Source organism: Citrobacter sp. R-1.5.2 (assembly GCF_035064245.1).
Classification (GTDB): domain Bacteria; phylum Pseudomonadota; class Gammaproteobacteria; order Enterobacterales; family Enterobacteriaceae; genus Citrobacter.
Map to the genome: position 1 here is coordinate 119,407 of NZ_JASEYC010000005.1, position 22,621 is coordinate 142,027.

The window sequence follows — 22,621 nt, forward strand, 5'->3', positions numbered from 1 at the left end:
TGCTATTGTGACCGACATTCCAGCGGGCCTATCTGTACGATCCCCTTTGCATTGGCGGGATAATCGAATTGTGCGCCACAACTACCGGTATCTGTGTCAACGCGTAATCTGTTGTGCTGTTCCAGGGTGTCGAACCAGGCCATACCATCGAATCCGACCACGGATGACTGGCCGGTGCCGTTAGTGATATATGCCATGCTGCCTTCAGAAATGGCCTTACCCTGTTCGTTAACGAGAGTAACCTGCGCGGCGCGTACGGGAGTGATACCAAAACTGACCAGGGTTCCGGAACGATCCGCCGGTGTTGCATTGGCTTCAACACGGGCGATCCGCATATTGGCGGGTAGATCCATAGGGTCAATACTGATTTGATTGTTTTGATAGCTGTTGAGTGATGTGACCAGCAGCAGACCCTGATCGTCGGTGCGACCGACAAGGTTATTTTGCAGCTTGACGGGCACGTCCGGAATGCCGTCTGTAGATACGACGGCAAAACCATTGTTGATTTCCCGAGCCGCGAACAAACCTCCCCCCATCGCAACAAGGGAGCCGGTCGCGCCAGCATAACCGTAGTGGTTGTCGGGCAGGCGACTAAATCCGGTGTAGGCTTTTCCGAAACGGCCCAAATATCCAACTTCCCCCTGGCCGCTTTGCCGGGAAGCTTGCTGGCTGGCTGCAACGTTCCATCCCCAGCCGCCGTCACCCGGTGGCGTTTGGCTGGCATTGATCTGGTAGCCGGTTTCATTATTGGTACGTTGTACGGTGCTGCTGGCGCTCAGATTACCGCTGGTGGTGACCGTCACCATCAGGTAAACGCTGCGATCGCGGGTGTCGTCAATATTCTGGTTAAAGCCGGCATTGAGTGAGACGTTATCGGTGACGGATTTGAACCAACTGGCGTTGGCGTAGCGCACCGCGCTATCGTGCGGATAGCGAAACTGCAGGTAGCTCAGGCTGACATTGCCGGCAGACGGCATTGCATAACCTATCACCGTATTGCTGCTCAGCGAGGGCGGCGGCTCACCATAATGGGTCGCGACATCACGGTAGTCACCCGACGTCGCCGTTGTGCTGGTGCTGAAATTAAACTGTTCACCTGACCAACGGTAACCGACACTGTACAAAAATCCGCTTTTCCCTGCGTCCGTACTGGCTGCCAATGCGGTGGACACTGTGCCGCTGCGCGGACCGGGAACCCAGTCATTGCTGAAACCTGCGTTGATCAGCCCATCGCTGGTTTCCGCGTGCGTACCTGCAGTAAAGGTGTTACTGAATCCCCGACGCCAGGTCCCGCTAAACACAGGGGCGCTGGCATAATCAAATGAGGCGTAACCGTAATTCTCTCTTACTGCACCGAATTCCGCTGACCAGGCTGTTAGCCCCTCTCGCAGGAGTTGCTGATCGTTGTAAAACGAGAAGTTTTGTACTGTCGTTCTGCCCAGCGCGTCGGTCATCATCACCTGACCGGTCCCTGCGCCACTGATATTAGGCATAGTGTTGATTTGAAAACTTCCGGCCGGAACCTCCCCGTTGTAGTACTTAACCCCATTGACGTACAACTCAACGTTTGAAGGAAGCGTGGCAGAACCAAGATAGGAGGGCAGCGGGGTGGTTGGCATATACGGCTGTAAACCAAAATCGGTTCCTATCTGGATGCCGCCAATACGGGTCGGTCGGGACCAGGTGAGCGAGCTTGTCAGGGTATCGCCAACGTTTATTGCCAACATATTATCCGGAAATGACGTGCGCCAACGGGTGTCCATACGGTAGAAGGCATTATCTGCGTTGGGCGCGGTGGAATATTGCGTCAGTTGGGTTGTGCTGAACACCCCTAAGCCATTAAACGCGCGCAACTCGCTAAATGTGTTGGCGCTGCTTTCATCTCCCTGCTGAGCATAGACATCGTAATTGAGTAATGCCCCACGTGAGTTTGATGCTATTGGTGTCGCTTCGCCGGTCGGGTTCACCTGCGTGGTGACAAGATCAAGGGAACTGAGCGGCACAGTGAGCGCCAGAGTTTGTTGTTCGACGTTGTAGTCAATGCTCAGTTGGGCAATATCGTTCAGACCGACGGTTGCAGCTGTATTTTGCGGTAAGCGAAAACCCAATTGTCGTAGGGTATTTGCGCCAGCATAGAGTTTTTCATTCTGATAGCCAAAATGAACCAATCCGACAGGGTTTCCATTCAGGGTCACGTCGAGATATAAATCGATGCCCGCAAGAGGTGTTGCGTCACCAATAATTCCACTGTTTGTCTGGTTATTATTGTCCGCGTAAGCTGAAACCATTCCAGATAATAATGCTCCATTGAGTAAGCAACATTTTACCAGAAGCCAGGATCTCTTAGAGATCTTGTACTGTTTTTTGACCATTAATTGTTACTTCAACTTTACCGCCATAATGGGTATCACTGGCGGACGGGGATAATATCCACCGCATTGTTGAGCCCGGAAGAACGTAGCCTAATAGTCCCGGCGTAATGACCTTTTTCGCGCCATTATGGTTTATAAAGGTTGCCGCTGATAATTGCGCATGACCATTTCCCTGATTACTGACTTCAAGAAATTTTTTGCCGTCAAGTTGCTGTAATGTCCATTGCAATTTTGCCTGGGTTTCAGCCTGTGCCGTTGGTTGAATAAAAACAGGTATGGAATAATGCAGTACAAACTGAAGTTTATTTTTTTGTAATTTTGCTGGCGGTAATTCGTCAATGGATAACCGATAGGCATCTTCAGTATGTGCCGAGGGCGGGCCGGTGCGAATAACACGAATCAACTGGCGTTCACCAGGGGCTAGCGCCAGCATTGGCGGACTGATAACCAGCCCCTGAGAGGGAGACAGCTTGTCGCCGTAAGCGCTTTGGCTCCAGCGAAAGACCCGAACCTGGGCATTCAGCACGTTTTCTCCGGCATTGCTTAGCCAGATCCCATCGGCATTTTGCGATGCTTGCAGCGTTAATGTGACTGGGGCAACCTGCAATCCGCTGGCTGTCGCCGGATTTACGCTCACAGCCGCTCCTAACAGGCATGCGCAGGCATACTGCTGTACAGGCAGTTTTACTGTCATCGGTGTTCCTGAATTTAGTAGTTAACGTTTACCGTTACGGTGTCGGCATAGTCGTCAGGTGTGAAGTTCGCGCTTGGCGCGGTGGCATAAACGGTAAAACTCTGCTGAAGCCCTGTTCCCTGAGATGCAACACCATTTCCTACCGTGGTGGTGGTGGCCGTATTCCCCCAGACCGGTCCTGTTGCTGATGTTTGGTTCAATTGATAAGGCACTTTATCGGTATTGTTTGCTGCATTTGCGACAGAGGACATGGCGCCGGACCCCGTGGGTGTCCCGCCGTTGGCCGTTGAAGGTGCCAGACCAATAAAGTAGGGGGTGGTTTTTGAGCAATTAATTGAAATTGTGTTGCTTGCGCTGGTATTTGTCGCTGTGGTATTCACGGGACCGAGAGTAATATTTGAAGCCGACCCCGCAGTGACAGTACACGCTTTTTGGATCGTCATCAGTACCTGAAATGTCCCGTTGGTGGACGCTGCATTTGCCGCCGGAATAATGGAAAAGGCGCAGCAAAAAAGAATTAAGCGTTTGTCGAAGACTAGAGCCATATCCTTCACCTTTTTCAAATAACCACATTTTTTGCTTTAAAAAAACAATAATGTGACACAAGAAGACATGATTTAACCCTAGAATAAGTATTAGACGTACGCCAGTTGATCTCATGAATTTTACTTAGAGAAAAGGTGATGCCGTCGACAAAAAAATAATACCAACGGGTGAGTATGCCGTTTCTTTTTTGTGCTACTCAAAAGTATGCACAGCGGGTTCAGGACGGAATTAAAAACGACGTGGGCTATACAGTGTGCATAACTCTCTCTAAGATTGAGGGTAAGTCGCTCTCTTTTTGCCAGATAAAGGAAATTCAGGTAATGACGTTGATGTCGCATAAACTTGCAGTTGAGCACTCCGTTCCGCTCCCACTGTATGCCAAAGTCAAGGCGATGGTCGCGGATAGAATCAACAGCGGTGAGTGGCGGCCCAATGATCGTGTTCCTTCGGAATCTGAACTGGTTCAATTGCTCGGCTTTAGCCGAATGACGATTAATCGCGCCCTGCGGGAACTGACAGCAGAAGGGTTACTGGTCAGATTGCAGGGGGTCGGAACATTTGTGGCTGAACCGAAAAGGCAGTCAGCGCTGTTCGAGATCCAGAATATTGCCGATGAGATACAGGCGAGAAATCATCAGCATCGTAGCTCTGTGATGCTGTTGCAGACAGTGAGTGCCACGAGAGAGCAGGCTATGGCACTGAATATGCAGCCCGGAAGTGAAATCTTTCACTCTTCGATCATTCACTATGAAAATGATATCCCTATTCAGATTGAAGATCGTTTTGTTAATCCGGACGTAGCGCCGGAGTACCTTCAGCAGGATTTCACCCAGTTAACACCGAATATTTACCTGAACAGGCTGGCACCGCTTACTGAAGGGGAGCATGTTGTTGAAGCTGTTTCGGCCACTGCGCTGCAAAGCAAGTGGCTTCAGCTTGCGCCTCATGAGCCTTGCCTGCTTATTTGCCGCCGGACCTGGTCACAACAAGTTAATGTCAGCTATGCCCGACTGCTGTATCCGGGAACTCGCCATCGTTTAAAAGGACATTTCACGTCATGAATGGATGGCACGTGCTGCGTTACGACGATTACAGGCTGATGCCGTGGAAAAACGGGGCCGGAATGACCCGGGAAATTCAGCGTTTTCCGCCAGAAGATGACAATTTTCAGTGGCGACTTTCAATGGCGGAGGTGGCACAGGCCGGTGAGTTTTCACGCTATCAGGGATACCAGCGGCTGCTGTCGGTACTGCGCGGTAATGGGATGACATTGCACATTGATTCGGCCTCCGGCGTGACGCTTTATGCTTTCGATACCGGGGCATTCTCCGGTAATAGCCGCGTGGACAGCGAACTGGTGGATGGACCGATTCTGGATTTTAATCTTATTTATCAGCCAGAACGCTTTGATGCTACGTTGAATTGGCAGACGGTCGACACGCAAGCGCAATACCAACTCAGCCCCGGCGTTACGACACTCATTTTCTGTGCCGCGTCGAATTTGATCCTCTCTTCAACCGCCATGCCGCCATTACAACTGCATTGTTATGATTGCGCAGTACTTCCACCTCAACCTCAACACTCTGACGTTCTGGACCTTGGCATTCATGGTTCCGGTTACTGGGCATTCATCGAGTTGCGCAGTATCGAAGAGTGATCTTCATCCTGTTTCACCCCTGAAAGTGTTAATTAATTGTGTATTTTGTTTGTGACTGGTGCCGCAAATTTAATCAGTAGTTTGTGGCTATTTTGTGAACAAGATCAATGCCATTCATCTCCCCATCATTTTTGTCTTCAGCTTAATTCATTGTATTTATTAATCTAAAGTGCAATTTTGTTGTTTTTCGTTTTGCAAATCCATCTTGATTTTGTGAATAAATATTTTATTGAGTGTACATGTATATACAAGTATATATTGATTACATGTTACTCATGTTGCGGAAATGTTGAGCGATATGGGTTGAGCCAACCTGATGTTGATGACCTTACTCATCCGAACACTTAAGGATATCGCTATGACCGCTGAAAACCGTATTCGTCATGTTGATGTACGCGCCCCCCGGGGGACTAAACTCACGGCAAAGAGCTGGCTAACCGAGGCTCCGCTACGGATGCTGATGAATAACCTCGACCCGGAGGTGGCTGAAAATCCACATGAACTCGTGGTATATGGCGGAATTGGGCGTGCGGCACGTAACTGGGAGTGCTACGACAAAATCGTAGAAACCCTGACTCAGCTAAACGATGATGAGACACTGCTGGTCCAGTCCGGTAAGCCCGTTGGTGTGTTTAAAACCCACAGCCATGCGCCACGTGTCCTGATCGCTAACTCTAACATTGTTCCTCATTGGGCGAACTGGGAATACTTTAACGAACTTGATGCGAAGGGCCTGGCGATGTACGGCCAGATGACTGCGGGTAGTTGGATCTACATCGGTAGTCAGGGCATCGTTCAGGGTACCTATGAAACCTTCGTTGAAGCCGCTCGCCAACATTACAACGGTAGCCTTAAGGGGCGCTGGATCCTCACCGCGGGCCTGGGGGGAATGGGGGGAGCACAACCGCTGGCGGCAACGCTTGCGGGTGCTTGTTCTCTGAACATTGAGTGCCAGCAAAGCCGCATCGATTTCCGCCTTAAGACACGCTATGTCGATGAGCAGGCGACCTCGCTTGACGATGCGTTGGCACGCATCAAACGTTACACCGAACAGGGCAAAGCAATTTCTATCGCGCTGTGTGCTAACGCCGCCGACATTCTTCCTGAACTGGTTCGTCGTAACGTGCGTCCGGATTTAGTCACCGACCAGACCAGCGCGCATGACCCATTGAATGGCTATTTACCACAGGGTTGGCAGTGGTCCGATTATGTAGCACGTGCGAAAACTGAACCTTCTGTTGTTGTTCAGGCAGCCAAACGCTCAATGGCCGAACATGTCAATGCGATGCTGGCGTTCCAGAAACAAGGGATTCCTGTTTTTGACTATGGCAACAACATCCGCCAGATGGCGCTGGAGATGGGGGTGACAAACGCGTTTGATTTCCCCGGATTTGTCCCTGCCTATATTCGTCCGCTGTTCTGCCGCGGGATTGGTCCCTTCCGCTGGGTGGCGCTCTCCGGCGACCCGGAAGACATTTACAAAACCGACGCCATGGTCAAAGAACTCATCCCGGATGACGAGCATCTGCACCAGTGGCTGGATATGGCTCGCGAACGTATCAGCTTCCAGGGCTTACCGTCACGTATCTGCTGGGTTGGCCTCGGACAGCGCGCCAAATTAGGTCTGGCATTCAATGAAATGGTCCGCAGCGGTGCGCTTTCTGCGCCTATCGTCATCGGCCGCGATCACCTGGACTCAGGTTCTGTTGCCAGCCCAAACCGTGAAACGGAAGCCATGAAGGATGGTTCTGATGCGGTATCCGACTGGCCGCTACTCAACGCGCTGTTGAATACAGCCAGTGGCGCGACTTGGGTTTCTTTGCATCACGGCGGCGGCGTCGGCATGGGCTTCTCGCAACATTCAGGCATGGTGATTGTGTGTGACGGCACTGATGAAGCGGCTGAGCGTATTGCGCGGGTTCTGCACAACGATCCGGCTACGGGCGTGATGCGCCATGCTGATGCCGGCTACGAAATAGCGCAACGCTGCGCCCGTGAGCAGGGGCTGAACCTGCCAATGGAAAAATAGTGACGTATTTCCCGGTCAGGGCGGAAGTATAAAACGTCCGTTGGAAGCCTCTAACCCACAGGATGCACAGCGATATGAGCAAACAAACACATTATCAGCCGTTATGCGGTGTTCGTGTTCTCGACCTGAGTCGGGTACTGGCTGGACCTTATTGTACGGCGATGCTGGCCGACCTCGGTGCCGAGGTGATTAAAATTGAAGCACCAGGACACGGTGATGATAGCCGCCACCTTGGACCCTTTGTGAATGGCGAAAGTGTCTATTACGGCCTGATTAACCGCGGCAAGCGCAGTATTGAACTGGATTTTAAATGTCCGGAGCACCGGCAGCATTTCTATCAATTGGTCGAAGAAGCGGACGTGGTGGTGGAGAACTTTCGCCCGAGCGTGACGCAGCGCCTTGGGATCGATTTTGACACGCTTAAAAAGTATAACGACCGGCTGATCTACGCCAGTATTTCAGGTTTTGGCCAGCACAGCCCGTTGGCCAAACATCCTGCTTACGACATTGTCGCCCAGGCGATGTCCGGCTTGATGAGCGTGACGGGGTTTGCGCAAAGCGGCCCCACACGCAGTGGTGAATCTCTCGGTGATGTCTGTGCCGGGATCTACGCCGCCTGGGCTGTCAGCAGTGCGTTATTTGCCCGCGAACGACATCATCCCGAGGCGCAATATATCGATGTTGCCATGCTGGACGTGTTGGTCAGCATGCAGGTAACAGGGCTATCGAATTTGTTTGCCCACGGGAAAGCGCCGGGATTGATTGGCAATCGCCATCCTGTTTCCACGCCGTTTGATACCTACCGGGCCGCAGATGGGCTGGTGGTGATCGCGGTAGCCAGTCAGCGTCTTTATGCGCGGTTGTGCGAATGCATGGGGCAACCCGCGTTGGCAACGGATAGCCGCTTCATTGATGACATTAGCCGTACGCGAAACGAGCAGCAATTAAAAGCAGCCATTGAGCGCTGGAGCATGACATTTAGCGTGGACGATCTTTGCGAGCTCCTGCTGGAGGCCGGTGTTCCGGCTTCGCCGATTCATAACCTGGAGCAGGTGACACAAAGCGAACATGCACAGGCTCGCCAGTTACTGATTCAGCCATCTGATGAGAGCAACCCTTTAGTTGTACAACCGGTGTTCTTCAATGGCCATAAACCCCATGCGATCGAGAGGGCTCCGGCACTAGGAGAAGCCAACGCGCTCTATGGCGTAGATACCCACTCATTACCAACAGGAGCAGTGCATGAGCTTTGAAATTAATGAAACTGAGCGCGCGATTGTCGACGCGGTGGCAAGCGTCGCCCGGGATGTCCTGCAACCACGCGCCCAGCACTATGATGAAACGGAGACTTTCTGCCAGGAGAGTCTTACTGCACTGGGCGAACTCGGCTGCATGGGCATTAACTTACCCGAAGCCTATGGGGGCTTCGGTGTGGGTAGTGTCGCCATGAGCCAGGCGGTAGAAGCGATTGCTGGCGCTTGTGCCTCCACCGCTTCTGCGTTGACCGCCCATTTCCTGGCCACCGACTCTATTCTGATTGGCGGGACTGAAGAGCAAAAGCTGCACTGGCTCCCGCGGGCAGCCAGTGGGGAATTGTTGGGGGCGTTTGCGCTAACGGAACCTGCCGCTGGCTCAAACCCCGCTGATATGCGAACGGTTGCAAAGCGTGAGGCTGATGGATGGCGAATTCAGGGGAATAAACACTACATCACGAACGCCCGGGAAGCAGACTTCATTGTGCTGTATGCGAAAACGGCTCCGGCAGAGGGGCATAACGGTATCAGTGCGTTCATTATCCCGAAAGACACCGGCGGCGTCGTGTTCTCCAGCCCGGAAAAAACCATGGGGCTACGTGGCAGTACTATTTATGAACTGTCTTTAGATTGCTGGCTTCCTCAATCCGCGCTGCTGGGTAAAGAAGGCCAGGGATTCGCAACGGCAATGGAAGTGCTTGATCGTGGGCGTGTTGAAGTTGCTGCAATGTCACTGGGTATTGCCAGCGCGGCAATGGAGAGTTGTTTGCAGTGGGTGCATGACCGACAGATCGGTCCGAAACCATTGATGGCCTATCAGGGAACGCAATGGCGACTGGCGGATATGCATACCCAGTTACAGGCGGCACGGATGCTGACCTGGCAAGCGGCGGAAAAGCGCGATAGCGGGCAACGTTTTAGCCTTGATTCAGCGACCGCCAAATTGTTTGCCGCTGAATGCGCCGGTTTTGTCACGGATGCCGCACTTCAGTTACACGGTGGCTATGGTTACATCCGCGATCTTCCCCTTGAACGCTATGTCCGGGATGCCCGCATCCTGCGCATCTTTGAAGGCACGTCGGAAATACAAAAAATCATTATCTCAAGAAGCTTGCTGAACAACCGTTAGGCATGACCAAACGGCAGGGCAAAGTGCGTGCGGGATTGCATGCTCCAGGCTGTTCCGGCCTGGAAATTCGATGGGTAAAAGCACCATTTCCAGGTTCGTTCTATAACGTGAGGAAGCATGCATCATGAACATTGACGACAGTACACAACAACATGTAAAGCCTGCAGCCGTGGCTCCGCTAATTGAGTCACGCTCTATTGACTACATTCCTGAGGCTGAACGACACGGCAGTTTGTTCAGTCAGTTTACGCTGTGGTTTGGCGCAAACCTGCAAATTACAGCAATTGTTACCGGCGCATTGGCCGTGGTGTTGGGCGGTGATGTGTTCTGGTCGCTGATTGGATTATTCGTCGGGCAGGTACTCGGTGGCGCAGTGATGGCGCTCCATGCTGCGCAGGGACCGAAACTGGGTCTTCCACAGATGATATCGAGCCGGGTGCAGTTTGGCGTATACGGTGCAGTGTTGCCGATAATCCTGGTCTGCATGATGTACGTGGGTTTTTCCGCGGGGGGGACAGTACTCGCCGGCCAGGCCATTGCGCAGCTCGTCAATGTGAGTGACTGGTTTGGTATTCTGATTTTTGGTGTCGTGATTATCACCATTACGGTTTGCGGTTACCGCGTGATCCACGGGCTGGGGAAACTGGCGAGTGTGGTGGGTATCGTCATCTTCTTTTACCTCTTTTTTAAAATTCTCTATGGCTATGATGTCCAGACATTGCTGGAAAATCGTCACTTTACACTGACCAATTTCTTGCTGGCTATGTCCCTTTCAGCATCATGGCAGATAGCGTTTGGCCCCTACGTTGCCGACTATTCGCGCTATTTACCGAGCAACACGTCTACAGTAAAAGCATTTTTCGCTGTCGGACTGGGTAGCGTCGTGGGGACTCAGGCATCCATGGTGCTGGGGGTTTTTGCTGCCGCGATAGCAGGGAAACAGTTTGCGGGTCATGAAGTTGCGTACATCGTCGGCCTGGGCAGTACAGGGGTTATTGCCGGTCTGTTATTCCTCGGCATCTTCTTTGGTAAGGTCACCATTACTGCACTGAATGCCTATGGCAGTTTTATGTCACTCGCCACTATTGTCAGCGGCTTCCGTGGAAAACATAACGTATCACCCGGTATGCGTCTGTTTTTCATCATTCTCATGGTGGGGTTCTCTACGCTGATCGGTTTGTTAGGACAGCATGAATTTCTGAAGTTGTTTACCGCATTCTTGTTGTTTTTATTGGCCTTCTTCACCCCGTGGAGTGCGATTAACCTGGTAGATTACTACCTCGTCACCAAAGGGCGCTATGACTTGCCCGCACTCTCTGATCCTAACGGACGCTATGGTCGCTGGAACATGACCGGCATCCTCACTTATCTGTTCGGTATTGTCGTCCAGTTACCGTTTATCGCGACCAGCTTTTATACCGGCTCACTCGTTGAAAGCCTGGGCGGGACTGATATCTCCTGGATTGTTGGCCTGCTGGCAACCGGGGTGGTCTATTTTGTGGCTACGCGGTTCTGGCCGCCCTCTATCGCACCGGCACTGATTTTGCCTGAAGAGCGCTAGTTTTCTCGCTCATACAAAACAGAAGGAATATGAAATGAAAATCTTAGTGGGCGTGAAACGTGTTATCGACCATAACGTCAAAATACGCATCAAAGCTGATGGAACCGGCGCTGAGCTGGAAAACGTCAAAATGTCGATGAACCCTTTTGACGAAATTGCGCTGGAAGAGGCGGTGCGTCTGAAAGAAGCCGGCGTAGCAAGTGAAGTTGTTGTTGTTTCAGTCGGGGATCTTTCTTCTCAGGAAACGCTACGCAATGCGCTGGCCCGAGGTGCTGACAAGGCGCTGTTGGTGGAAACCGAGCAGGGAGCAACATTCGGGTCATTGGACATCGCGAAAATACTCCAGCGACTTGTCGCGCAGCTAGAACCTCAGCTCATCCTGCTGGGCAAGCAAGCGATTGATAATGACGCCAACCAGACCGGGCAAATGCTGGCCGGATTACTGGCGTGCAGTCAGGCAACCTTTGCATCGGCGCTGGATGTGACCGACGACGGGCGCATTACTGTCACCCGGGAAATTGACGGTGGTTTAGAGGTGCTCTCCCTGGCATTGCCTGCGGTGGTAACTGCCGATTTGCGCCTGAATCAACCTCGTTACCCAAGCCTGCCGAATATTATGAAAGCGAAGAATAAACCTCTGGAGATTATCTCATTGGCATCTATGGGTTTTGTACCCTCGAAGCAGTTAACCACCCTCAATATCACCGAGCCGAAAAAACGCAATAGCCGCTGTCAATGGCTGGAAAATGCGGCCCAACTGGTTGCGGTGCTAAAAGAACACAAAGCCATTTAATTCTCAGAGGATGCCGAAATGAGTCAGACATCAATTCTTGTTATTGCCGAACACGATAATCAGACGCTCAAAAGCAGTACTCTGACTACCCTCACCGCGGCGCAGCACATTGCTGCCGGCAGCGAGGGGAGGGTTCACTTGCTGATTGTGGGCCATCAGTGCCAAAACGTTGTGGATGCCGCGCGAACCCTCGGTGGGATCACGGAAATACTGGTTTGTGACGCCCCTCATTACGCCAGCCTTCTGGCGGAAGAGGTGTGCGCAGCGGTTGTCCCCCTGGTGACTGATTTCACCCATGTACTTTTACCGGCGACCGGATACGGAAAAAATATCGCACCGCGGTTAGCGGCAATGCTGGATGTCGCACAAATTTCTGATATCACCGAAGTCTGCGATGCAAATACGTTTGTGCGTCCAATTTATGCAGGTAATGCCCTGGAAACGGTGCGCAATAATGGCGGACAACTGGTCATTACCGTGCGCGGTTCAGCCTTCACGCCATCGCAACATGCCGGGAATGACGTACGGGTAACGCCGGTTCAACCAACCGCCGCGCTGGCATTGTCACGCCATGTGAGCCAATCACTTACGCCGTTTTCTCGTCCGGAACTGAGTACCTCAAAAATCGTCATTTCGGGGGGGCGCGGACTGAGTGCGAAAGAGAATTTTCAACTTATTGAGACCATTGCCGACAAGCTTGGCGCAGCAATTGGCGCATCCCGTGCCGCCGTTGACGCCGGTTTTGTGCCTAATGATTATCAGGTAGGGCAGACTGGTAAAATTATTGCCCCCGACCTCTATATCGCCGTAGGTATTTCCGGTGCGATACAACATTTGGCGGGCATGAAAGAAAGCAAATTGATTGTCGCCATTAATAAAGATAAAGAGGCGCCGATTTTCCAGATTGCAGATTACGGTATCGAAGGCGATCTGTTCCAGATTTTACCCGAGCTGGAGAAAGCGCTGGCGTAACCCGCCATGCCCCATCACGTTTTTTCTTTCTCAGGAGGAATTATGCATCCAGACAGGTCAGCGCTCGACACCCAAAAGATCCGTGAGGCAATGGAGTTTGATGTCCTGATTGTGGGGGGCGGTCCATCGGGGCTGGCGGCGGCGATTCATCTGAAGCAACTGGCGGCACAGCGCCAGCAAACGCTTTCCGTTTGCCTGATCGACAAAGGAGCCAGCATTGGTGCACATATATTGTCCGGAGCGGTCATTGATCCTGTTGGATTGAATGAACTGCTGCCGGGCTGGCAACAAAAGCTGTCATTACCGCTAACGCCAGTGACGGAAGATCGTTTTTTGTTTTTGGGTGCCCAAAAGCAGATTCGTGTACCGCAAACATTGTTACCTGAATGCTTTAAAAATCATGGCAATGCGATTGGGAGCCTTGGTCTTGTGTGCCAGACCCTTGCCCAGCAGGCGGAACAACTGGGCGTCGAAGTCTTTGCCGGATTTACGGGGTCTGAGGTGCTTTATGATGAACAGGGTGCAGTAATCGGTGTCGCTACCGGTGATATGGGGCTGGATAAATCAGGTCAGCCAACCGCGCAGTATCAGCAAGGGATCAACCTGCTCGCCAGAACCACGCTTTTTGCTGAAGGATGCCGTGGGCAGCTAGGAAAAACAGTAATTGAGACGTTCGCACTAGACCGGGATAGCGCCCCCCAGACCTACGGACTGGGGTTGAAAGAAGTGTGGCAAGTTCCCCCAGAGCAGCATCAACCGGGGCTGGTGGTGCATTGTGCCGGTTGGCCGTTGGGTGCAGCAACCTACGGCGGTGGCTTTGTCTACCATTATGGCGATAACCTGGTCGCGGTGGGATTGGTTGTTGGGCTGAATTACAGTAATCCGTGGTTGTCACCGTTTGAAGAGTTTCAACGTTTGAAAACGCATCCGGCCATTTCTGCGCATCTGCAACAGGGGAAGCGCCTCAGTTATGGTGCCAGAACGATGGTTGCGGGAGGATTGTCTTCACTGCCGATACTGAGCTTTAAAGGGGGGGCACTTCTTGGAGATAACGCTGGATTTTTAAACGCCGCACGAATCAAAGGCAGCCACTGCGCCATTAAAAGTGGAATGTTGGCCGCCCGGGCGACTCTCGAGGCTTTAGACATCGCACAGGCTCAGGGGCAATATCTGGCAGATGAAGCGACTCTGGCCGCGGTTTATCAGCAGGGCTTCCAGGACAGTTGGCTGTACCGCGAACTATACCAAACGCGTAACTTTAAACCCTATATGAAGAAGGGGCTGTATACAGGCTCTCTCTTATTTGGTGCGGAACAACTGTTATTGAAAGGCCATACACCGTGGTCGTTAACACTGAAACAAAGCGATCATCAGGCACTCAAACCCGCCTCCAGCGAGGCGAAGATTAACTATCCAAAGCCTGACGGTGTGCTGACATTCGACCGCTCTTCATCGGTGTTTTTGTCGAATACTAACCATGAAGAAGATCAGCCCTGTCATTTGAGGTTGAAAGATGAGCGTATCCCGCTCACGGTCAATCTGCCGTTGTACGCGGCCCCGGAGACACGTTACTGTCCGGCGGGTGTCTATGAAATTGTCGAGCTGGAGCAGCAACCTCATCTGCAAATTAATGCGCAGAACTGCCTGCACTGTAAGGCTTGTGATATTAAAGACCCAACGCAAAATATCACCTGGACGGCTCCTCAGGGAGGAGAAGGCCCACTGTATCAGGGGATGTAAAACGGCTGTTCTGAGTAGATTTGAGACACAAAAAACCACGCGATTGCGTGGTTTTTTGTGTCTCTGGACTGATGAGGTTCGATGGAGCCTCATCAGACAACAGAAATGATTTAGACGTTGAACCGTGATTTATAATTTAAATGCATGTTATTAGTCGTTTTAATTTTTAATTGATGTTTTTATACTCATAACTGTACTCACTTATACTGATGTTGCTATCTGGGGCTAGTTACCCCAACTCCGACCAATTCTTATGCATTAGGATTGATTACTCTATTCCTTTTGTTTGTCAATTGCAGGGGAGCAGGCCAAATTCACTCTTCTTTAGCTAACTATCGTTACCAGTCGCAATAATTAGAAATTGAATTATTTTTGGATTCTTCTAATTGCAATCTTGATTTTATTTGTTTTTGTATCAAAATTGACAGTTTCGTCATCTGTACCCACATCAAAAATGGCCATAAAGGGATTATTGTGAACACGATATACATACCATTAGACAGCGGAGAGTCTGCGGTTCTTAAGGATCCGGATACATTACTTCCCCGAAAAATTTACGAACAGTTAGCTCGGTTTATAGCAAAGGCTGTTGATGATGTGCCGAAAAACTCGGAATCGCTCAACGAAACGCGCAGCCATAAGGCGATATCGATAGACGGTGAAAGGGGGACGGGTAAAACTTCTGTACTTGTGAATTTAAGTGATTACCTAGAGAGTAATTATAATGACCTTGCGGGGAACATTCACATTCTCGATCCTATCGATCCGACTCTGCTTGAAGATGGCGAATCGCTGTTCTTGCATATCATTGTTGCTGCCGTACTTCAGGATAAGGAGATAAAAGCTGCCCAGTGCAGGGACATTAATAAGTCTAGGATTTTCACTCAAAAGCTTGAAGAATTAGCCAATGGTCTGGAATCTGTTGATTTGCAGCAAAGCCAGCGTGGAATGGATAAAATTCGCTCATTATATGGCAGCAAGCGCCTGGCAAATTGCGTTGAGGAGTTTTTAATCTCTGCGTTAGAGATGATTGGCAAAAAATTATTAATACTTCCGATTGATGATGTAGATACATCACTTAATCGGGCATTTGAAAACCTCGAAATTTTACGTCGTTATCTTACATCTCCGTATGTTTTGCCCATTGTGAGCGGCGATCGCCGTCTATATGATGAAGTATGCTGGCGGGATTTTCATGGAAGGTTGAATAAAGATTCAGCATATAATCGCAGGGTTGCATATGATATTTCCAGAGATTTGGCAATTGAGTATCAGCGTAAAATCCTGCCGCTACCGCGAAGATTGAATATGCCAGAAGTAAGTGATTATTGGCTCCAAGATAGTATCGACGTGACCCTAGGTAAAAATGGCATTCCTCTGCGTAATTTTATGGCGTGGCTAAAGATATTTATTACCGGTCCAGTGAATGGTCTTGAGGGCAGCGATTTACCGCTACCGATCCCATCAATACGTGCCCTAACGCAGTTCATTAATCACTGTGGTGATTTGATCACAGAACTCCCATCTGAACTTAAAAATAAAGATACACCACTTTCTGTTCGCCGCTGGTGGCAGATGCCTGATGTTCCACAAACAGTGCTCGAAGCATTTGCTTTGCAACACCGAGAGCTCAGTAAAGAAACTAAGCGCGATTATGCTGATGCTTATAAAATCTTCGCCGAAAAGTACTTAGCTTGGAGCTCTCAATATTATGAAGCAGGAGAGAAAAATAAGGAGAATGGTAAGTTACTAGATGACATGAAGTGGATTAACAAGTTGCTTAGCTATTTTAGGTTCGAGCCTAAGGCTGGGGCTGTTTATTTGATTCTTGAGTCTCATTTAAATTGGACTGAATGGCGAAGTGGTAAAAATCGTAACATTTCAATATTTGACACTGCACTTTTCCAACCTTTGCTGCAGGAGCAGCCTGAATATTCCGTTTTTAATGCAGAAGAGAGTTTGGCCGATTGGGAATCTCAATTATCAAAAAGCCTACCGGAAGGCTGGCTTTCTGTGATTAAAGGGAAGATGACAATTCTGCCTTATCCTATTGCAGAAACGGGAATTAACTCGGGCTTGAGATGGAAATATTGGGAAGATGTTGATAGCAATGACTCTAATGAAGAGCTAAAGGATAAGGCAATTTTTCTCATCAGTGCCTTGACGCAGAGAAATTTCTACACTAATGCCAGACAGTCGATTGTTCTCAATATCGGACGAGTTTTTGAAATTATAATCGCCAGCTTGATATCAGATCTGGATTTATCAGATTTGCAGCGAATTCTTCAGAGATCACCATTTTATTCAGCCAGCGCCCTTGCGCCAACAAAAAAACTAAAAATCAATGAACCTGAGGGGGAGGATTCTGGAAATAATCCGGATGATATTGAAAAAGAAGAAACATATGATCGAGAAGATAAATTAGAAAATTCTTTGGTGTGGCTTCATGACGATATTAAAAAATGGCGTAAAGAAAACAATGTTGAAAAATTAAAAATATCTCCATGGTTAGTATATAAGGTATTCAACAAGGTCTATAGCCAGGTTGCAAGTAATGCTATTGATCAAAAGGGTATGCAGGATATTACTAAAGCAATTAACATTGTAGGTCGTATATTCTATTCAACATGGTCGGCATTTGGTAGTTTTGAAAAAGGTGAGTTGTTCGGGTTACCTGATGTGGTAGCGACGACTAATATTAACTCTTCAAGAAATTTCTATCAACATGCTAATTTCCGTACCAATCTCGGCCCCTTTACACCTGAACAGCACTTACAAGATGGACCGACAAGCCGGAGTGCTCAGAACCGAAAAATTTTTGGCGAAATGAGCAGAACTGCAAGCTATGTGTTGAGTTCACATCCTCTCAAAAGATGGATCGATGCAGTTTTATTAGCAGATTTTAAACAGCCACAAAAAAATCAAAGTACTGTAAAAAAAACAACGCCTAAACGAAGATTGTCTAAAGCTCGGCGATTTATCATCGATAAATTAGGTATCGATGAAATGCAAAATTTGACGAAAGAAATCATCAAAGAGCGGCTAGAGATATTACGTCAATCTCAAGAGCTTGAGCAATTTATCAATTCGGTTAAACAACAGTTATCTCTTAACGATAATGCAGTGAAAATTCTGCTAGAGGTATACAGTGAACTCCCCCCTGAAGGTGACAAATAATGTTAACTCGATCGCTGAGTGAACATGCTGCAGGATGTTTTTTCACCGACGAGCACCTGTCACGGCGCTTTTGGAGGATCCTGGTATCACCGCCGACGGATTTTAAGCAATGGTTGTCATTGCAGGAGGAGTGCTATCAGCTGCTCGTAGAGAGCATTGATAGCCGTTATCCTCGCACTTACCGGTTGACCGACGTGCGTCAGCTAATGGGGAACATCTGTAACAATGGGTTGTTAACCAGCCCGGAACTGCCCTGGCTTGATGTCATTGCAGAACAGCTGCTGCTGCGTAATGGTGATTTGCTCTACTACCGCGAGAATAAGGTACAGAATTACGTGCGGATATCAGCAGAACTGGATCCGGCCCTGCTTGCAGGGTGGCGTCTTGGCGACTGGCTGCAGCAAAGTCCTACTCCGCGATTATCGGACATCACCCGGGTGGTGATGGCACAGAATCCGTTTTTCGCGCCGCCAGCCAGTATGGGCAAGCCTTTTGCAGAGGGGCACGTCCATCTGGGGGGGTGACTGCGGGAGATACGATCCTAGATGGTTATCTTTTTGAAGAGATTGAACTGCCAAAAAGCAAAAAAGCATCGTTGTGGGCGCATGAAGAGCGCGATGTTTTGACGTTGTTGTTAAATCGAGCGAAGTCTTTGCTTGCAGTGTTACTTTCAGACCCTCCTCAAAAGGTTTCTGATCAATTTCAAAATATTGCGGAGTATCGCGAAACGGTTTCCGGTAAGTATGCGACCTTAAGTGACCCGATGAAGACGAGCCAGAGTCTCCCGGACTGGCTAATTCTCGCTAAAAAGAATAGTGGTGATGAAAACGTCAGCCCCGGCTGGCTATTAAGTCAACTGGCATATGCCTCAGACCGAAAGCATCCTTCACGCTGGCTGTGGCTACAGCTTTACCTTTGTCACTCTTACCAGAAGAAAGACACTCACCCGCTTGATCGCACGGCAATACTCTGTTTTTGGCTTACGGTTAATGCACTACGGCGTCGCATTATTATGGACGGGCAGGGGCTTACGCGTTTTACCGAACGCTATTTCGGCGGCGCATTACGCTCTGGTAAGAAAACTGACAGCAGGAATATGCGTTATCTGTTTGCTGGCAAAGACGATATGGCCGAAGTGAAGGCATCCCCGAATACTTTTGGTTATGAAATGGTAACAGGATTTTCCTCGACACTGCTCAACACTCTCGGTGTACCGCCCATATCTCCGCCGTATGTTTTTGGTGAACATGAGATCAAGCCAGACGAACGCACACTGCGCTACATTGAAGCACTTGAGCGCTGGCAGTTTTGTGGACATTTTTCACGCTCTAAAACGGCAAGCCGCGGCAAGCGACCAAAGGCCGATTTGCAGGCCAACTGGAAAGAAGCAGAGAGATTGTTGCAGAAGATCTACAGCCATAATGGCTGGAATCACCCGGTTTTTTTAGGGGGAAAACGGAACCCGCACTTCCATTTTCAACCGTCGAACTGGTTTAGGGGGCTAGATGTTGCAGGGGATGAAAATGCCCTGAAAATTGCGGGTTTTGCGCCGATGCTACGATGGCTGCGCAGCGGGCTATATCCGGTACCTGACGGGCTTCGCGCCAGTACGAGCTTTCATTTCAGTATCCATGCCGGGGAGGATTACGCGCATCCGGCGTCGGGGTTACGTCATATCGATGAAACTGTGCGCTTCTGCGAGATGCGAGAAGGGGACCGGCTGGGCCATGCGCTCGCGCTGGGAATTGAACCTGCACTTTGGACAAAGCGGCATGGTGAAATGATACTTCCGGTGGATGAGCATTTAGATAATCTTGTCTGGCAGTGGCACTATGCCACGGTTTTGTCGGGTTCGTTGCCACTAGCTCAGGCGGTATTACCTCTTTTTGAGCGGCGCATTGCGCGTTTTGTTGCGAGGTGTGATTGGTGCAAAGAAAGACTTCCTCAAATAGACAATAGCGTGGCGGGTAAACGAGCCAGCGTTGATGAACTACCTCTAAAAAGCGTCACGCCTGATTCGCTCTACCGGGCCTGGCTACTGCGGCGTAATTGTTCGTATCGTCTTCAGCAACTCCACGGTGGAGCACCGTTAACCTCGCAGGAGAAATGCGCGCTGCCAGATTGGTCAACGTTAAGTGATAAGGACAATTTGGCGGCGCAGCTTTATCAGCAAAGACACTCCAGCCTGCTTGACGATTTCTCTCCGCAGCTGGTGGTTATTCGGGTTGCGGATGAATGGGGCACGCAAGAGCTAATCGGTCTGGGCAACCCTGGAAAACTGAGTCAGCAGGCAAGCGGTGGTAAAGATATCCTCCAGGACATTGATACACCGGTAGAGCTGGAGTTTATGCATGCATTACAGGACTATTTGCTTGATCGCTATGATCGCAAAGGATTAATTATCGAAACCAACCCAACATCAAACGTATATATTGCGCGATTCAAAAAGCACGTAGAGCATCCTATTTTTCGTTGGAATCCTCCGGATGAAGAACTGTTGAAACCTGGTGCTGAATTCAATCGCTATGGATTGCGACGTGGCCCTGTCAGGGTTCTGGTCAATACTGACGATCCAGGGATTATGCCAACGACATTACGGACTGAGTTTTTACTGCTGCGAGAAGCTGCGATTGAGCGTGGCATTAGCCGAACGATGGCTGAATATTGGCTGGAAAGGCTGCGCCAGTACGGACTTGAACAGTTTCAGCGTAATCATTTAAATGTATTTGAAGTTATTGAGTAGAGGATTTTATCGTGAGTGGTACATTGCCTGACTTAAAATATACGGATACCAATGGGTTACAACCTAAGCTCCAGGACGAGTTGAAAATTTTACGGCAAAAAGAGCATATGTCGTATTGGCCTCGCTTTATGATACGTAGAATTTCGCTTTATGCTATTCCGTTTCTTATGTTCTTTACTTTTTTCTTTTGCTTAAGTTTGACGAAGAAAGTGGGGTTGGACAGAGTTAATGCTATGCTCGGAGCTCAACACGTACCAGCTAAAGGTTATCTACTCCTGGTAGTTGTTTTTTTTACTGCGGTGTTGTTTGCACAATGGCGGTGTTTCAACAGAGAATACAGTTTACAGTCTGCGAATAATGTGATTGAGATTCCTAAAAAAAATTACAAGTTCGTAGCTCAGATTATACTAGTTATTCCTTTTGTTTTTTTGTTTTTGTATATTTATAATACTGAATATAAGGTTTTTTATGGATTCCTTACATTTCTCGTTCTAACACTTTGCCCTTTGCTTATTGACCGCACTTTAGGATTAACTCGACAAAATGAGCGTTTTAAACTTTATATTAGAAGGTTAGAACGTTTTGATGAATTGAATATTTTTCGGGAACAAATAAATATAGAATTCGATGAGTCCCACTTTCTTGACTATATGAAGCTTGTTGATGAAGCCGATCACAGTAAGAACCAAGATACGGTTAGCGATACATCTTATTTTATGACGTTGATTGAGAATAAGCTAAAAGCGTAATCGGTTTTAATATCATGCTATGTGAAAAATCCACGCAATTGCGTGGATTTTTTAGGTTTTGTCATTTTCATGAGATTCGATGCAACCTCATGAGACAACAAATTTTATTTAGACGTTAAACAGGAAGTTCATCACATCGCCATCTTTAACGATGTAATCTTTACCTTCTGCACGCATCTTGCCGGCTTCTTTCGCACCTTGCTCACCTTTATAGGTGATGAAGTCTTCAAATGCGATGGTTTGTGCGCGGATAAAGCCTTTCTCGAAGTCGGTGTGGATCTTACCGGCTGCCTGCGGGGCAGTTGCGCCGACAGGGATGGTCCACGCACGGACTTCTTTCACGCCAGCGGTGAAGTAGGTCTGCAGGTTCAGCAGTTCGTAGCCTGCGCGGATAACGCGGTTCAGGCCAGGCTCTTCCAGACCCAGTTCAGCCATAAATTCGTCACGGTCAGCATCGTCGAGTTCAGCGATGTCAGCTTCAACAGCGGCACAAACGGCGACCACGACGGAGCCTTCAGCGTCGGCGATTTCGCGAACTTTATCGAGGTACGGGTTGTTTTCAAAACCGTCTTCGTTCACGTTGGCGATATACATGGTTGGCTTCAGCGTCAGGAAGCTCAGGTATTTGATGGCTGCCTTGTCTTCGTCAGTCAGGTTTTTCAGCGCACGCAGCATACCCGCGTTTTCCAACTGCGGCAGGCATTTTTCCAGTGCGGCCAGTTCAGCTTTAGCGTCTTTATCACCGCCTTTGGCTTTCTTCTGTACGCGGTGGATAGCACGCTCGCAGGTATCGAGATCGGACAGCGCCAGTTCGGTGTTGATAACCTCGATGTCGTCAGCCGGGTCCACTTTGTTGTTCACGTGGATGATGTTGTCGTTTTCGAAGCAGCGAACAACGTGACCGATAGCTTCGGTTTCACGAATGTTGGTCAGGAACTGGTTACCCAGACCTTCACCTTTGGATGCGCCTTTTACCAGGCCCGCGATATCCACGAATTCCATTGTGGTTGGCAGGATACGCTGCGGTTTGACGATTTCGGCCAGTTGATCCAGACGAGGATCGGGCATCGGGACAACACCCGTGTTCGGCTCGATAGTACAGAACGGGAAGTTTGCCGCTTCAATACCCGCTTTTGTGAGCGCGTTGAACAGGGTGGATTTGCCTACGTTTGGCAAACCGACGATACCGCATTTGAATCCCATGTT

Annotated in this window: 17 protein-coding genes; 13 read left to right on the forward strand and 4 right to left on the reverse strand. The window is 49.5% G+C overall.

Going from position 1 to position 22,621, the window contains the following annotated elements; translation table 11 throughout:
* Nucleotides 1-2: 2 nt before the first annotated feature.
* The 3 genes from QMN38_RS11480 to QMN38_RS11490 are packed head-to-tail and all read right to left on the reverse strand — an operon-like array spanning nt 3 to nt 3,611.
* On the reverse strand, nt 3-2,288 hold the full coding sequence (locus QMN38_RS11480) for a fimbria/pilus outer membrane usher protein (protein WP_323605094.1): 2,286 nt from the start codon (nt 2,286-2,288) through the stop codon (nt 3-5).
* Nucleotides 2,289-2,343: 55 nt separating this feature from the next.
* Nucleotides 2,344-3,066: a fimbrial biogenesis chaperone gene (locus QMN38_RS11485; RefSeq protein WP_323605095.1), complete on the reverse strand. Its 723-nt coding sequence runs from the start codon at nt 3,064-3,066 to the stop codon at nt 2,344-2,346.
* 14 nt (nt 3,067-3,080) lie between these two features.
* The gene (locus QMN38_RS11490; protein ID WP_271441493.1) at nt 3,081-3,611 is read right to left on the reverse strand and encodes a Csu type fimbrial protein; all 531 of its coding nucleotides are present in this window, start codon (nt 3,609-3,611) and stop codon (nt 3,081-3,083) included.
* A 330-nt stretch (nt 3,612-3,941) separates the two neighbouring features.
* On the opposite strand from QMN38_RS11490, the gene hutC reads away from it, so the two are divergent.
* The 13 genes from hutC to rdrD all read left to right on the forward strand — a co-directional run bounded on the left by hutC (nt 3,942) and on the right by rdrD (nt 21,415).
* Nucleotides 3,942-4,673, forward strand: coding sequence for a histidine utilization repressor (gene hutC / locus QMN38_RS11495; protein WP_416348263.1), 732 nt, complete (start codon nt 3,942-3,944; stop codon nt 4,671-4,673).
* Nucleotides 4,670-5,269: a HutD/Ves family protein gene (locus tag QMN38_RS11500; protein WP_271449240.1), complete on the forward strand. Its 600-nt coding sequence runs from the start codon at nt 4,670-4,672 to the stop codon at nt 5,267-5,269. Before hutC ends, QMN38_RS11500 begins: the two co-directional genes overlap by 4 nt.
* A gap of 358 nt (nt 5,270-5,627) precedes the next feature.
* Nucleotides 5,628-7,298 carry a urocanate hydratase gene (gene hutU, locus QMN38_RS11505; protein ID WP_323605096.1) on the forward strand — a complete coding sequence of 557 codons (1,671 nt, stop codon included), beginning with the start codon at nt 5,628-5,630 and terminating at the stop codon, nt 7,296-7,298.
* Nucleotides 7,299-7,372: 74 nt separating this feature from the next.
* Entirely contained in the window at nt 7,373-8,551 is a 1,179-nt protein-coding gene (locus QMN38_RS11510; protein ID WP_323605097.1) for a CaiB/BaiF CoA transferase family protein, read from the forward strand.
* Nucleotides 8,541-9,680 carry an acyl-CoA dehydrogenase family protein gene (locus QMN38_RS11515; protein WP_271449243.1) on the forward strand — a complete coding sequence of 380 codons (1,140 nt, stop codon included), beginning with the start codon at nt 8,541-8,543 and terminating at the stop codon, nt 9,678-9,680. Before QMN38_RS11510 ends, QMN38_RS11515 begins: the two co-directional genes overlap by 11 nt.
* 124 nt (nt 9,681-9,804) lie before the next feature.
* Complete coding sequence (locus tag QMN38_RS11520) at nt 9,805-11,241, forward strand: purine-cytosine permease family protein (RefSeq protein ID WP_271455595.1); 1,437 nt, start codon at nt 9,805-9,807, stop codon at nt 11,239-11,241.
* A 34-nt stretch (nt 11,242-11,275) separates the two neighbouring features.
* The gene (locus QMN38_RS11525; RefSeq protein ID WP_271449245.1) at nt 11,276-12,034 is read left to right on the forward strand and encodes an electron transfer flavoprotein subunit beta/FixA family protein; all 759 of its coding nucleotides are present in this window, start codon (nt 11,276-11,278) and stop codon (nt 12,032-12,034) included.
* 18 nt (nt 12,035-12,052) lie between these two features.
* Entirely contained in the window at nt 12,053-13,006 is a 954-nt protein-coding gene (locus tag QMN38_RS11530; protein WP_271440903.1) for an electron transfer flavoprotein subunit alpha/FixB family protein, read from the forward strand.
* Between the two features lie 42 nt (nt 13,007-13,048).
* Nucleotides 13,049-14,746 (forward strand): electron transfer flavoprotein-ubiquinone oxidoreductase, encoded by a 1,698-nt coding sequence (locus tag QMN38_RS11535; protein ID WP_323605098.1) that lies wholly within the window; start codon nt 13,049-13,051, stop codon nt 14,744-14,746.
* A 474-nt stretch (nt 14,747-15,220) separates the two neighbouring features.
* Nucleotides 15,221-17,923, forward strand: a complete 2,703-nt coding sequence (gene rdrA, locus QMN38_RS11540) for an antiviral RADAR system adenosine triphosphatase RdrA (protein WP_323605099.1) — start codon at nt 15,221-15,223, stop codon at nt 17,921-17,923.
* On the forward strand, nt 17,923-18,447 hold the full coding sequence (locus QMN38_RS11545) for a hypothetical protein (RefSeq protein ID WP_323605100.1): 525 nt from the start codon (nt 17,923-17,925) through the stop codon (nt 18,445-18,447). The genes rdrA and QMN38_RS11545 overlap by 1 nt, the downstream gene beginning before the upstream one ends.
* Nucleotides 18,444-20,666 (forward strand): antiviral RADAR system adenosine deaminase RdrB, encoded by a 2,223-nt coding sequence (gene rdrB / locus QMN38_RS11550; protein ID WP_323605101.1) that lies wholly within the window; start codon nt 18,444-18,446, stop codon nt 20,664-20,666. The genes QMN38_RS11545 and rdrB overlap by 4 nt, the downstream gene beginning before the upstream one ends.
* Nucleotides 20,667-20,677: 11 nt before the next feature.
* Nucleotides 20,678-21,415, forward strand: coding sequence for an antiviral RADAR system accessory protein RdrD (rdrD, locus tag QMN38_RS11555; protein ID WP_323605102.1), 738 nt, complete (start codon nt 20,678-20,680; stop codon nt 21,413-21,415).
* Nucleotides 21,416-21,523: 108 nt separating this feature from the next.
* Here rdrD and ychF read toward each other — a convergent pair whose 3' ends face one another.
* Nucleotides 21,524-22,618 carry a redox-regulated ATPase YchF gene (ychF, locus tag QMN38_RS11560; RefSeq protein ID WP_323605103.1) on the reverse strand — a complete coding sequence of 365 codons (1,095 nt, stop codon included), beginning with the start codon at nt 22,616-22,618 and terminating at the stop codon, nt 21,524-21,526.
* Between the last annotated feature and the right edge of the window lie 3 nt (nt 22,619-22,621).

Excerpts from the sequence above, each read along its gene's own strand:
- QMN38_RS11480 (WP_323605094.1), bottom strand. The coding sequence starts at position 2,288 with ATGGTTTCAGCTTACGCGGACAATAATAACCAGACAAACAGTGGAATT.
- QMN38_RS11485 (WP_323605095.1), bottom strand. The coding sequence starts at position 3,066 with ATGACAGTAAAACTGCCTGTACAGCAGTATGCCTGCGCATGCCTGTTA.
- QMN38_RS11490 (WP_271441493.1), bottom strand. The coding sequence starts at position 3,611 with ATGGCTCTAGTCTTCGACAAACGCTTAATTCTTTTTTGCTGCGCCTTT.
- hutC (WP_416348263.1), top strand. The coding sequence starts at position 3,942 with ATGTCGCATAAACTTGCAGTTGAGCACTCCGTTCCGCTCCCACTGTAT.
- QMN38_RS11500 (WP_271449240.1), top strand. The coding sequence starts at position 4,670 with ATGAATGGATGGCACGTGCTGCGTTACGACGATTACAGGCTGATGCCG.
- hutU (WP_323605096.1), top strand. The coding sequence starts at position 5,628 with ATGACCGCTGAAAACCGTATTCGTCATGTTGATGTACGCGCCCCCCGG.
- QMN38_RS11510 (WP_323605097.1), top strand. The coding sequence starts at position 7,373 with ATGAGCAAACAAACACATTATCAGCCGTTATGCGGTGTTCGTGTTCTC.
- QMN38_RS11515 (WP_271449243.1), top strand. The coding sequence starts at position 8,541 with ATGAGCTTTGAAATTAATGAAACTGAGCGCGCGATTGTCGACGCGGTG.
- QMN38_RS11520 (WP_271455595.1), top strand. The coding sequence starts at position 9,805 with ATGAACATTGACGACAGTACACAACAACATGTAAAGCCTGCAGCCGTG.
- QMN38_RS11525 (WP_271449245.1), top strand. The coding sequence starts at position 11,276 with ATGAAAATCTTAGTGGGCGTGAAACGTGTTATCGACCATAACGTCAAA.
- QMN38_RS11530 (WP_271440903.1), top strand. The coding sequence starts at position 12,053 with ATGAGTCAGACATCAATTCTTGTTATTGCCGAACACGATAATCAGACG.
- QMN38_RS11535 (WP_323605098.1), top strand. The coding sequence starts at position 13,049 with ATGCATCCAGACAGGTCAGCGCTCGACACCCAAAAGATCCGTGAGGCA.
- QMN38_RS11545 (WP_323605100.1), top strand. The coding sequence starts at position 17,923 with ATGTTAACTCGATCGCTGAGTGAACATGCTGCAGGATGTTTTTTCACC.
- ychF (WP_323605103.1), bottom strand. The coding sequence starts at position 22,618 with ATGGGATTCAAATGCGGTATCGTCGGTTTGCCAAACGTAGGCAAATCC.